General features: G+C 35.4%; 12 protein-coding genes. 7 read left to right on the top strand and 5 right to left on the bottom strand.

All coding sequences use genetic code 11. The features are described from left to right. The first annotated feature begins 15 nt into the window (after positions 1–15). The 5 genes from nqrC to L3049_RS08465 all read left to right on the top strand — a co-directional run bounded on the left by nqrC (position 16) and on the right by L3049_RS08465 (position 4,423). Complete coding sequence (gene nqrC / locus L3049_RS08485) at positions 16–720, top strand: NADH:ubiquinone reductase (Na(+)-transporting) subunit C (RefSeq protein ID WP_275109376.1); 705 nt, start codon at positions 16–18, stop codon at positions 718–720. 7 nt (positions 721–727) lie between these two features. After that, positions 728–1,369: an NADH:ubiquinone reductase (Na(+)-transporting) subunit D gene (locus L3049_RS08480; RefSeq protein WP_275109375.1), complete on the top strand. Its 642-nt coding sequence runs from the start codon at positions 728–730 to the stop codon at positions 1,367–1,369. A gap of 20 nt (positions 1,370–1,389) precedes the next feature. Next, positions 1,390–2,007: an NADH:ubiquinone reductase (Na(+)-transporting) subunit E gene (gene nqrE / locus L3049_RS08475; RefSeq protein WP_275109374.1), complete on the top strand. Its 618-nt coding sequence runs from the start codon at positions 1,390–1,392 to the stop codon at positions 2,005–2,007. A gap of 50 nt (positions 2,008–2,057) precedes the next feature. Further along, positions 2,058–3,317 carry an NADH:ubiquinone reductase (Na(+)-transporting) subunit F gene (gene nqrF / locus L3049_RS08470; protein WP_275109373.1) on the top strand — a complete coding sequence of 420 codons (1,260 nt, stop codon included), beginning with the start codon at positions 2,058–2,060 and terminating at the stop codon, positions 3,315–3,317. A 98-nt stretch (positions 3,318–3,415) separates the two neighbouring features. Beyond that, positions 3,416–4,423 carry an FAD:protein FMN transferase gene (locus L3049_RS08465; RefSeq protein ID WP_275109372.1) on the top strand — a complete coding sequence of 336 codons (1,008 nt, stop codon included), beginning with the start codon at positions 3,416–3,418 and terminating at the stop codon, positions 4,421–4,423. 125 nt (positions 4,424–4,548) lie between these two features. On the opposite strand, the gene L3049_RS08460 is transcribed toward L3049_RS08465, so the two are convergent. Beyond that, positions 4,549–4,716 carry a hypothetical protein gene (locus L3049_RS08460; protein ID WP_275109371.1) on the bottom strand — a complete coding sequence of 56 codons (168 nt, stop codon included), beginning with the start codon at positions 4,714–4,716 and terminating at the stop codon, positions 4,549–4,551. An 88-nt stretch (positions 4,717–4,804) separates the two neighbouring features. Next, a complete protein-coding gene (locus L3049_RS08455) occupies positions 4,805–5,047 on the bottom strand; it encodes a hypothetical protein (protein WP_275109370.1) in 243 nt (80 codons plus the stop codon). 361 nt (positions 5,048–5,408) lie between these two features. On the opposite strand from L3049_RS08455, the gene L3049_RS08450 reads away from it, so the two are divergent. Then, positions 5,409–7,853: an alpha-ketoacid dehydrogenase subunit alpha/beta gene (locus tag L3049_RS08450; RefSeq protein WP_275109369.1), complete on the top strand. Its 2,445-nt coding sequence runs from the start codon at positions 5,409–5,411 to the stop codon at positions 7,851–7,853. A 780-nt stretch (positions 7,854–8,633) separates the two neighbouring features. Here the strand turns inward: L3049_RS08450 and L3049_RS08445 are convergent. Beyond that, on the bottom strand, positions 8,634–10,565 hold the full coding sequence (locus tag L3049_RS08445) for a Na+/H+ antiporter NhaC family protein (protein WP_275109368.1): 1,932 nt from the start codon (positions 10,563–10,565) through the stop codon (positions 8,634–8,636). A gap of 150 nt (positions 10,566–10,715) precedes the next feature. On the opposite strand from L3049_RS08445, the gene L3049_RS08440 reads away from it, so the two are divergent. After that, the gene (locus tag L3049_RS08440; RefSeq protein WP_275109367.1) at positions 10,716–11,306 is read left to right on the top strand and encodes a YqgE/AlgH family protein; all 591 of its coding nucleotides are present in this window, start codon (positions 10,716–10,718) and stop codon (positions 11,304–11,306) included. 13 nt (positions 11,307–11,319) lie between these two features. Here L3049_RS08440 and L3049_RS08435 read toward each other — a convergent pair whose 3' ends face one another. Both L3049_RS08435 and L3049_RS08430 read right to left on the bottom strand, forming a co-directional pair. Beyond that, positions 11,320–12,174, bottom strand: coding sequence for an aminotransferase class IV (locus tag L3049_RS08435; protein ID WP_275109366.1), 855 nt, complete (start codon positions 12,172–12,174; stop codon positions 11,320–11,322). 2 nt (positions 12,175–12,176) lie between these two features. Continuing rightward, entirely contained in the window at positions 12,177–12,674 is a 498-nt protein-coding gene (locus L3049_RS08430; protein ID WP_275109365.1) for a D-glycero-alpha-D-manno-heptose-1,7-bisphosphate 7-phosphatase, read from the bottom strand. Between the last annotated feature and the right edge of the window lie 2 nt (positions 12,675–12,676).

The raw sequence follows: 12,676 nt of genomic DNA, 5'->3' as shown, positions 1-12,676 counted from the left end.
AAAAACGTTTAGAAAATGAATACTCAAAGCAATACATATACATTTCTTTATGCTGCCATTATGGTAGTTGTGGTTGCGGCTGTACTTTCTTTTACATCATTGTCATTGAAAGAGCGTCAAAACATGAATAAAGAAGTTGAGAAAAAGCAAAACATTCTAAAAGCTGTGAATGTTGCTTCGACTCCTGCAAATGCGGTTGAGCTTTACGACAAATACATCGTAAAAGCAATTATCGTAGACTCAGAAGGCGAAGTGAAATCAAATGATAAAGTCGAGACTTTTAAAGTAGATTTGAAAAAAGAGAACAAGAGAGAACTTTCAAAAAGAGATCTTCCTGTTTTTGTTTTCAATAAAGAAGGTGTTGGCGAAAAACTAATTATTCCTGTTCGTGGAAAAGGAATGTGGGGTCCTATTTGGGGGTTTATCTCAATGGAATCTGATCGTAAAACTATTTACGGTGCAACATTCGACCACCAAGGTGAAACGCCAGGTTTAGGTGCTGAAATTGCTAACGCAGATTTCCTTGCTCCTTTCACTGGAAAACAGATTTTTAATCAAGCTGGAATGTTTACTTCACTAAAATTAGCAAAGGGAACAGCTTCGACTAATCCACACGCATTTGATGCTGTATCTGGTGGTACTGTTACTTCAAAAGGTTTAGAAGATATGCTTCTAAAAAGCCTTGGCAGTTATGAAAAGTTTTTAAAATCTTCAAAATAAGCAAAAGATGAGCGATAAAGAACCATTATTCTCAGCTAAGAATCGAAAATTGCTTACCAATCCGTTGGGAACCGATAATCCGATTACGATTCAGGTACTGGGTATCTGTTCGGCCTTAGCAGTAACTGCAAAATTGGAGCCAGCTGTTGTCTTAACAATTTCTGTTATGGCCGTATTGGCGCTAGCTAATGTTATAGTTTCGTTACTTAGAAATACTATCCCTTCACGAATTCGTATCATTGTTCAACTGGTAATTGTTGCTGCATTGGTAATTCTTGTAGATCAAATCCTTAAAGCTTTTGCTTACGAAGTAAGTAAACAACTTTCAGTATTTGTAGGTCTTATTATCACCAACTGTATTATCATGGGACGTCTTGAGGCGTTTGCTCTTGGTAACAAACCTTGGCCAGCTTTTCTTGATGGTATTGGCAATGCGGCCGGATACGGTATCATTCTTGTAATCGTAGCTTTCTTCCGTGAATTGTTAGGGTCTGGAACTCTTTATGGTTTCCAGATTATTCCTCAGGCATTTTACGATATGGGATACGAAAACAACGGTTTAATGATCCTTCCTCCAATGGCATTGGTTGTTGTAGGTATCATTATCTGGGTACAAAGATCTCGTGATAAATCTCTTATTGAGAACTAATTTTAAAGATAAATCGAAACATGGAAAATCTGATTAATATATTTATCAAGTCGATTTTTATCGACAACATGGTGTTCGCATTCTTCTTTGGAATGTGTTCATACCTTGCAGTTTCTAAAACTGTAAAAACTTCTATGGGACTAGGTTTAGCTGTAATCTTCGTATTAGGAATTACAGTTCCTATGAACTACTTGCTAAACAAATATATTTTGGCTGAAGGTGCACTTGTATGGATTGACGCTTCAATGGCTGATGTTGACTTAAGTTTCTTAAGTTTCATCATGTTTATTGCGGTTATTGCCTCAATGGTACAATTGGTTGAAATGATTGTTGAGAAATTTGCTCCGGCACTTTACTCATCTCTAGGTATTTTCTTACCACTTATTGCTGTAAACTGTGCAATTTTGGGTGGATCTCTTTTTATGCAAGAAAGAGGTTATTCAACTTTGGCAGAAGCAACTTCATTTGGTCTTGGATCAGGTATTGGTTGGTTATTAGCAATTGTTGGTATTGCAGCTATTCGCGAAAAAATCCGTTACTCTAACATTCCAGCTCCTCTAAGAGGTCTTGGTATTACTTTTATTGTAACAGGATTAATGGGAATTGCCTTTATGAGCTTCATGGGTATTAAACTCTAAGCTGATAAAAAACAGTAAAATTTAGTTTTAAAAAATTAATCGAACTAGAGATGATATTATTAACAACACAGGGAACTGTTATTTCCATAAGTATAGCTGTCTTTTTACTTGTGACCCTGATTCTAGTTTCTATACTTTTATTTGCGAAGAAGAAACTAACTCCATCAGGAGAAGTAACGATTGATATTAACGATGGCGATCAACAATTGGTTGTAGAGCCAGGGAGTACCCTTTTAGGCACTTTGGGTGCTGCAAAAATCTTCTTACCATCAGCTTGTGGTGGCGGTGGAACATGTGCAATGTGTAAATGTCAGGTACTTGACGGAGCAGGTAGCATTCTTCCAACTGAAGTTGATTATTTTACTCGTAAGGAAGCGCAGAACAACTGGCGCTTAGCTTGTCAGGTAAAAGTAAAAGAAGACATGAGCATGTCAATACCTCAAGAAATCTTAGGTATTCAGAAATGGGATTGTGAAGTGGTTTCAAACGGTAACGTAGCGACCTTTATTAAAGAATTCGTTGTGAAATTACCTGAAGGTGAAATTCTTGATTTCAAATCAGGTGGATATATTCAAATTGACGTACCTAAAATCGATGTTGATTTTAAGGACATGGATATTGAAGAAGAGTATCGTGGCGAATGGGAACAGTTTAAGATGTTTGATCTTAAGATGAAAAACCCGGAACCAACATATCGTGCTTATTCTATGGCTAACCACCCTGCTGAAGGTAACATTGTAATGCTTAATATTCGTATTGCAACGCCTCCATTCGATCGTGTAAACGGTGGCTGGATGAATGTTAACCCAGGTATCTGTTCTTCATTTATCTTCTCGCGTAAGCCAGGTGATAAAGTGACTGTTTCAGGTCCTTATGGTGAGTTCTTCATCAAAGAGACGAATAACGAAATGATGTTTATTGGTGGTGGTGCTGGTATGGCTCCAATGCGTTCTCATATCTTCCACTTGTTCCATACCGTGAAAACAGGTCGTAAGGCTACTTTCTGGTATGGTGCTCGTTCATTAAAAGAAGTATTCTACGCTGATCAGTTTGATGCTATTGCAGCTGATTTCCCTAACTTCGAGTGGCACTTAGCTCTTTCTGAGCCACAGCCAGAAGATAACTGGGAAGGACCTACCGGATTTATCCATCAGGTGATCTACGATAACTATCTGACTAATCATGATGAGCCAGAGGATATTGAATATTACCTTTGTGGACCTCCAATGATGAATTCAGCTGTTACAAACATGCTGTATGATTTAGGTGTACCAGACGAAATGGTTGAATTTGACGATTTCGGATCATAAATATTTTAAAGCCTCGGATTTCCCGAGGCTTTTTTGTTTTTATAAGCTTGCTTACATTTGCCCAACTGAATATTTTTTAATATAATTAGTCTAATGTCATGAGAATAAGATTCAATTTTGTCCTGTTAATTGCTATTGTGGTATTTACATCTTGTCAAAATAATAGCAAGGAATACTATTTCGACGAAGGGCCAATATTTGGGACATTTTATCACATTGTTTACGAGTATTCAAATGATGCTAACTTGCATGATGAAATCATAGCTAAGATGGTTGAATTTGATCTTTCCTTATCGACCTATAAGCCACATTCGGTTATTTCTAAAGTGAACAACAATGATTCTACAGTTGTGCTGGATGAATACTTTCTTAAGGTGATGAAAAGGGCAGATGAGATATCGAAAGTAACAAATGGAGCTTTTGATATGACTGTTGCGCCTTTGGTAAATGCTTGGGGCTTTGGTTTTAAAAATAAGCTAGATCCTGAGATGATTCCTGTTGATAGTTTATTGGAAGTAGTTGGATATACAAAAGTCCAATTGGAAGCTGGAAAAGTGATTAAAAGCGATCCTAGAATCATGTTTGATGCCAGTGCCATTGCAAAAGGATATGGAGTTGATGTTGTTGCTGATTTTTTGGAGTCAAAAGAGATAATGAATTATATGGTTGAAATCGGAGGAGAGATTAGAGCCAAAGGGAAAAACAACAAAGGAAGAATTTGGAGGGTTGGCATTGACAAACCAATTGATGATCCATCAACCATGTCACGTGAAATTCAAGATGTAATTCAGTTAGAAAATAGTGCTTTAGCAACTTCTGGAAATTACCGTCAATTTTATATTAAAGATGGTAAAAAATATGCTCACACAATTGATCCTCGTATTGGCTACCCAGTGCAGCATAGTCTACTTTCAGCTACCGTTGTTGCGCCTGATTGCATGTCGGCAGATGCTTATGCAACCAGTTTTATGGTAATGGGATTAGAAGAAAGTATTGCAATAGTAGAAAATGATTCTTTATTAGAAGCTTATTTTATTTACACCGATTCGGTAGGGAATTACAAGACTTATAGAAGTGAAAAAATAAAGGATTTAATCGTTAAGTAGATTAAATCCTCTTTTTTATGAATTAAAAAGTTATCGGTTTTCTGATTTCCGAAGCTCGGAAAAAAAATGTAGTTGTTATGAAATAATACAAACAACAGAAGTCAAAAAACCGATAACCAAATACCTTATTTTATTTCGCAATTCTCCTCTTCGGGATCTGTGCATCCGCATGAACTGCAACCACCACCAGTAAATTTGGCATTTTTATCGAATAATAGTTTTATTCCAAGTCCTAAAAAAGCAATTAACAGCAGGAATAAAGATAAAAGCAAAATTTTTATGAATACTGCCATTCTGTTTCGTTTTTAAATGTACTTATCTAAGAATACGAGAGTTTATGTACTAGGTTTTAATTATCCTGTTAAAAAATCTAAATTCGATTTATAAAGAATTTAATTCCTTCTCCAATAGAGTATACTGTTTAAATTGGTGAGATTTTTTAGCTTTCGCTTGTTCCATTTTATCTTGCGATGTAGCACAACCAATTCCTTTTTCTTGCAAATGTTTATTTTTTCCGATGTGTAATTCTGGGAATTTACCATTCTTTTTAATTAGAATGGTAATCGCAAATCCTACAAATCCGATAGCAAGTAAAACAGCGGTTAAAAGTAAAACTGTAAGCATTATTTGTGTAATTTTTAGTTTGTCATTATAGTATGGAGTATTTTAAACTCCATTCCTAGCTCTTCTTCCTATCAATCCAAAATTCGTTAATGTCTTAATAGAGAGTCTAGAAAGATTATAAACAAGAAATGAATTGATGAAGAATAATTAAATGCAAAGATATTCATTAGGGATTGTTCTTCCAAACAAATGAAGATTTAAAGGTCTTTAAATACTTGTGGAATGACTTCTTATTTAGAATTATTCTTACTAAATTTGATCTTAAATTAAATGAGAATATTTTGTTAAACACTCACACCAACATATTTTAGCTTGTAGAGTAAGGGGGAAAAGCTTTACAGACTAAATAATACACAATAATATGTCAGAAATGGTAAAAGAAAATAAGGGAACAAAAGATAAAAATCTGTCTTTCGACGATTTTACTTCAGAGGTTCTTGAAGATTTCCGAATTGCAAATATAAGTCGTCAACTAAGTTTATTAGGACGTAAAGAAGTTCTTACAGGAAAAGCAAAATTTGGAATATTTGGTGATGGTAAAGAACTTGCCCAAATTGCTATGGCCAAAAGCTTCAAAAATGGCGATTGGCGATCAGGCTATTATCGTGATCAAACATTTATGCTTGCATCAGGCATGCTCACTCCGGAAGAATTTTTTGCTCAACTATATGGGGAAACTCAACTCGACAAAAATCCAGGTAATGGTGGCCGATTGATGAACAATCATTATGCATCAAGAAGCTTAAACGAAGATGGAACGTGGAAAAACTTAACGGAACAGAAAAACTCTTCGGCAGATATCTCGCCGACAGCCGGACAAATGCCACGTCTTTTGGGTTTAGCTTATGCTTCTAAACTATTCCGCCAAAATAAGGAATTACACAGCTTTTCAGAGTTCTCTGATAAAGGTAACGAAGTTGCTTTTGGCACCATTGGTGATTCAAGTACATCAGAAGGGCATTTTTGGGAAACAATTAATGCTGCTGGTGTATTAAAAGTACCCATGGCCATGAGTGTTTGGGATGACGGATGGGGAATATCGGTTCCTAATAAATACCAAACGACCAAATCTAACATCTCTGAAATCCTTAAGGGGTTTGAAATTGATGAAAATGGCGATGGTTACCATATTTACAAGGCAAAAGGTTGGGACTATCCGGAACTTTGTAAGATGTATACTGAAGGGGTAGAACTCTGTAGAAATAATCATGTCCCAGTTTTGTTTCATGTTACTGAAATGACACAGCCATTAGGGCATTCTACTTCGGGATCTCATGAGCGTTATAAAACGCAGGAACGTCTTGACTGGGAAAAGGAATTCGATCCAATTAAGAAGATGGCAGAATGGATTGTTTCAATGGAGTTGGCAGATGAAAATACCTTGAGAGAAATTGAAGAAGCTACCGTCGTTGAGGTTAAAAATGCAAGAAAAGCAGCATGGAAATCTTTTGCTGATCCGATTAAAATCGAACGAGATGAATTGATCGAATTGGTTAAAAATGCAGGCTGTGATTGTAAGAAGACAGAGCGCATAGATAAGATTGTAAATGATCTTAAAAAGATTATTAATCCGGTAAGGAAGGATAATTTTACGGCAGCGAAGAAAATTTTAAGATTTATTTGTAGTTCGTGTGAAAGTTTTAAGCCTCTTAAATCTGGATTGCAAGAATGGTTAAAGAATTCATTGAAAGAAAATGAAGAACGATATAGCAGTCACCTATACAGTGAAACGGCTTTAAAAGTTCAAAATATTAAAGCTTGTGCTCCTGTTTATTCTGCTGATTCAAAAACAGTAAATGGAAGAGAAGTATTAAGAGATAACTTCGATCAACTTTTTAGTAAATACCCTTTATTATTAACTTTTGGTGAAGACACTGGTTTTATTGGTGGTGTAAACCAAAGTTTAGAAGGTATGCAAGAAAAGTACGGTGAATTACGAGTTGCCGACACGGGTATTCGTGAAGCTACAATTTTAGGTCAAGGAATTGGATTAGCCATGCGAGGCCTTCGTCCAATTGCTGAAATCCAATATTTCGACTATCTTTTGTATGCTTTGCAAACCATGAGTGATGATTTAGCAACGCTTCAGTACAGAACAAAGGGGGGACAAAAAGCGCCTGTCATTATTCGTACAAGAGGACATCGACTTGAAGGCATCTGGCATTCCGGATCTCCACTAAGTATGGTGATCAATTCCATTCGAGGAATTCATATTTGTGTACCGCGTAATATGACTAAAGCTGCTGGTCTTTACAATACACTAATGGAGGCTGATGAACCTGCTTTAGTAATCGAACCATTAAATGGCTATCGTCTTAAAGAAAAAATGCCTGATAACTTAGCAGAGTTCAAAACACCTCTTGGTATTCCAGAAGTTTTAAAGGAAGGTAATGACATTACCTTGGTAACTTATGGCTCATGTGTAAAAATTGCTGAGGATGCCGTTAAACAACTGAAGGAGTTTCATATTTCTGTCGAACTTATCGATGTACAAACACTTCTCCCATTCGATGTCAACCATATGATTGTTGAATCTGTTAAGAAAACCAATCGTGTTATTTTCTTCGATGAAGATGTGCCTGGTGGAGCAACGGCATTTATGATGCAAAAGGTTCTTGAAGAACAGAAGGCATACTTCCATCTTGATGCAGAACCCAGAACCATAACTGCCAAAGATCACAGACCAGCTTACGGAACCGATGGTGATTATTTCTCGAATCCAAATGCAGAAGATGTTTTCGAAATTATTTATGATATTATGAGAGAGGCTGATCCTCAGAAATATTCATCGATTTATAAAAGTTAAAAAAACAGCATTCCTATAAAACTTGAGGCCGAATCTTTTTTAGATTCGGCCTTGTTTGTTAAGAGATGTTAAAAAGAGAAATAAGTTTAGAGCCTTGTCACCCTTTTTTTAATTCCACCTGTTATAGTCCTGTTCGAGAGAATCTGTAGGGGAGATACTCGAACTTTTAGTTGTAATTGTTAGTTGTATTTGGTGGTTCAACTAACCTTTAAATTCTAAAGGGCTCCAAAATATATAGGAGTTATAGTCATCTCGAAAGAGATGACTTCTTTTTCTTAATTTTTTTTGAGCCAATGCAACAATTAAAAAAGAACAACGTCGTTAGGGAACATTACTAGACTTACATAAAATGTGAATTAAATTAATTTACATTCATCCTAAAACAGCTTTAAGCTGTCTTGTTACTATTCAAGAGGATCTATAGGGGAGAATCTTGAATATTTTTAGTTAGTGATTGTTAGATGCAATGTGGTAATTCTACTGACAAATCAATTCTAAAGGGCTCCAAAATATACAGGAGTTACGGCCATCTCGAAAGAGATGGCTTCTTTTTTTTAAATCAAACAGGTTTAAGTAAAATTAAACAGACTGTTAAAAGATGTTAAAAACGAAAAAATAGAGCTTCGAGAGTCACCTTTTTCACTTTAATGTTGTCTTTAAGATATAAGCTTTTTAGTAAGTATTGATTTGATACATTGTGGTTAGTGGTACGTTATCGAATAGATAATAAACAAATCGATATAAAGGTTTTTAGGTGTATCTTCCCCAGATACGCCTTTTTTATTCTTCATGTTTTTTTCCAAAGAACTTCACGATGAGGAATAGTAGAATAAAACCTAATGGAATTAAGATCCACGATGATACGCCATAGGCGGCAGGAAGTAATCCTGCGAAAATGGCGATACTTCCAACGGTTAAGGCATATGGCAATTGGGTTCTAACATGTTCTATATGATTGCACGAACTTGCCAAAGAACTTAGTATTGTTGTGTCCGAGATAGGAGAACAATGATCGCCCAATACAGAACCTGCAAGGATAGCTGAAACAGTGATGTAGAAAATATCCATACTTTCGAGGTTATTCATTCCTGCTGAGTGACAGAGTGCCCAAGAAGCTGGAAGAATAAGTGGATATAAAATTGCCATCGTTCCCCAAGATGATCCCGTAGAAAAAGCTATGAGTGCGGAGAGTATAAATGTTAAGGATGGCAGCAGATAAGGAGAAACATTAGTTGCAATTAATGTATTTGAAATAAAATCTGCTGTGTGCATATCTTTCGTAATGTCAGCAAGTGCCCATGCCAATACCAATATTAGAATTGCGGTTAACATGGTTTTAAAGCCACTAACCAATGCTTCTACTGCTTTGCTAAGTGTTAGTATTCTTTGTCCAAGACTTAAAGCTACTGCTGCTAAAACGGCTGATAAAGAAGACCACAATAAAGCAAGGTATGAATCTGAAGCACCTATGATATGTGATAGTTTTTTGCTAAATGCGAGATTTGAATCATTCCAAATAGTTGTGTCCCAGCCCGTATAGACCAAGCCTGCAAAAGTTCCGAAGATTACTATGAAAACCGGTATTCCTGCATTGTACCACCTTGTCGGAATGCTCTTGTCAATTTCAATATCTTGTAATTCTGCAGATGGTTTATTTGTCTCTTCCTCTATTTTTAATTGCTGTCGGCATTTTTTCTCTGCTTTTAACATCGGGCCAAAGTCTTTCTTGAGAAGAATTAGCATTAAAATAAAAAACAGCGTAAAGAAAGGATAAAATCTAGTTGGTAAAGAATGCAAGAAAATGCTGTATGGACTTTCGTCAATGTTAATTTGCACGGTAGCCGATTGAATGTAGCTCAATTCAATACCAATCCACGTTGTAATCATGGCAATAGAAGCAACTGGTGCTGCAGTTGAATCAACAATATAAGCTAATTTTTCTCTTGAAACTTTTAATCGATCTGTAACAGGCCGCATGGTATTTCCAACCACAAGAGTGTTAGCATAATCATCAAAAAAGATTAGAATCCCCAAAAACCAAGTTACAAATTGTCCTGATCTGCGGCTGTTGGCAAATTTTGATAATTTATTTACAACACCTTGCATTCCTCCATTTTTAGTAATTAAATTAACCATGGCACCAATTAGCATCGAAAATAAGATGATTGAGATATGACCAGAATCGGCAAGAGATTGTAGAATATACGTGTCGGATATCGCAAAAATAGCCTTAAAAAAAGCTGAGAATATTGATGCTTCTTGATAAGAGAAAATGATTAATGTTCCTGAAAATAAGCCAATAAATAAGGCTGAAAAAACTTCTTTAAAAAAGAGTGCCATTAAAATGGCGATGAGTGGTGGAAGTATGGAGAGCCATAGTGGAATTGGATTAATAACTTTTGAAAAAGAACGATTCTCTATTTTGAAAGCTACATTTTCTTTTGTTTTAAAGATGTATTCGAATTCAAATTGCTTATTGCCTTTTACTGCCAAAACTTGCATGTTATTAACATCAAGCCAAATGCTATCCTGCTCTATAAAATCTGCTGTATTACCTTCAATGGGAATAACAATTGAAGTGGGAATATCAGCAATAATAATTTTTGGGAGTACTACTTGAAGAGTAGGATTAGAATTGTTGGATGAAAAACTAATTAATGGCAGAAAAATAAATACAATAAAAAGTAGAGAGGAAAAGTGGTTTTTAGGCATACAAGTTAGTTTTAGGCAGCTCTAATATAATAATTTTGCAATCTTTATGCTAATCGATTTATGGATAGAAAGTCCTTCTGTCAGTATAATATTTCTTTTTTTAATCGGTAAAATTGGTTACTTTGGAAATAGGAACTAAAATGTGAGAACGTGGACGGAACAGATGACCTTTTTAGAATGGAAAATAATAACATCATCCCTGGAAAGGGGAAGGTGCTTATTGCGGAACCATTTTTGGAAGGTCGATATTTTAGTCGATCGGTAGTTCTATTGACTGAATTCTCGGATGAAGGAGCGGTAGGTTTTGTATTGAATAAACCAGTTAATCTGAATGTTAATGAGGTGCTAATAAATATTGCTCATTTTGATGGTGATGTGTTTATTGGTGGCCCAGTGGATACTAATAGAGTTTATTACATACATACTATACCGGAATTAATACCTCAGAGCATACATATTTATGATAATTTGTATTGGGGAGGAGATTTTGCAATTCTGAAGGAGTTAATCAGCTTAAAAAAAATAGAAGTTCATCAGGTTCGTTTTTTTGCAGGTTATTCCGGGTGGAGTGCAGGACAGCTTGAAGATGAGATAAAAGAAAATTCATGGCTGGTGAGTCAGCTTGATGTTAAAGATGTAATGAATTGCAATAATGAAAAGCTATGGGAACGATCTTTACGAAAAATGGGCGGACGTTATAAAATGTGGTCTAACTTTCCAGAAAATCCTGGATTAAATTAGTTAGCATACTTTGTTAGAATTGAAAGGCTTTTTCGTTTAAGGTTTCGATTAATATTTTAGAAGTCTTGTTAAAATACCTTCTTTCTTGAAATGCCACAACCCATTGTATACCCGATATAGCATTCGTAAGAAAAATTTCATCTGCCTCTAAAAGATCTTCTGTCGTTAAATCACAGTCATCAAAAACAGTAATGTTTAATTGAGAAGCACATTCAATAATTTGTTCTCTCATAATGCCAGAAATTCCACCACTCTCTATCGATGGGGTAAGCAGAATTCCATTCCTAACAAGAAATAGGTTTGAACTTAAACTCTCCACCAAATTTCCTTTTTCATTAAGAAGAATACATTCATCCCACTTCATTTTTTTACGATAATTTCCAGCAAGAATAAATGGGAGAGAGTTACCTGTTTTGAATCTAGACAGAAAATTATACGATTTTTTCATGTCCGTGTAAATGCCAATTTTTAGTCCTTTTTTATTTAAATGGTAATGATCATTTTCAAGAGGTGAACTTTCAATTAAATAAGAAATGGTGTTGTCGGTTGGCGTATACAAACCACCATCGTTACGAAAGACACTTAAACGAATTCGATTGCCTGCAAAAGCTTTATTTTTGTTGATTAAAAAAGTGATGTCAGTTTTAAGTTTTTCCTTAAAATCGGCAGGAATAGTCATCTCTAAGGCATCCATTCCCTTGCATAAGCGATCTACATGTTCCGACAGAAATTGTATTTCAGTCCCATTGGTATGAATGGTTTCAAAAAGAGAATCACCATAACGAAAAGCACGGTTTGAGGCTCCGAAAAGCAATTCGTTTTTTGGATAAATATTTCCGTTGAAGCAAATGTTTTGAATTGTACTCATTACTATATTTCTCCTTTTAAAATCTGGTCACAATAAGCACTGATATTTTCATTAGAATCAATTTTGATTCCTTTAATTCCTGCAGCTTCCGCAGCTTGAATATCTCTTGGGCTATCGCCAATCATATACGATTGTTCTTTACTGATATTAAAATCAGTAATGGCTTGCTCAATAAAAAACGGACTTGGTTTTCTACAGGAACATTTACTTACACTTTCGTGATGAGGACAGAAATAGATTTTTTCAATTTGAATTTCTTCTTTTTTCAAAATAGAAAGTAGGTATTCATGAACCTTGTTTACGTCTTGTTCAGAATAAATTCCTTTCGCAACACCACCTTGGTTGGTTACAATAAAAAGTAAATAACCGGCTTGCGTGATTTTTTTTAATGATGGAATGATTCCTTCATTAATTTTAAAATCTTCTGTTTTGTAAATGTAGTAATGTCCTTCATCTGAGTTGATAACACCATCTCGATCAAGGAAAAGGGCCTTTTGCATGT

This window comes from Labilibaculum sp. DW002 (genome assembly GCF_029029525.1).
GTDB classification, from domain to species: domain Bacteria; phylum Bacteroidota; class Bacteroidia; order Bacteroidales; family Marinifilaceae; genus Paralabilibaculum; species Paralabilibaculum antarcticum.
The sequence above is the reverse complement of the archived record's forward strand: the minus strand, read 5'-3'. Positions and strand labels throughout refer to the sequence as shown.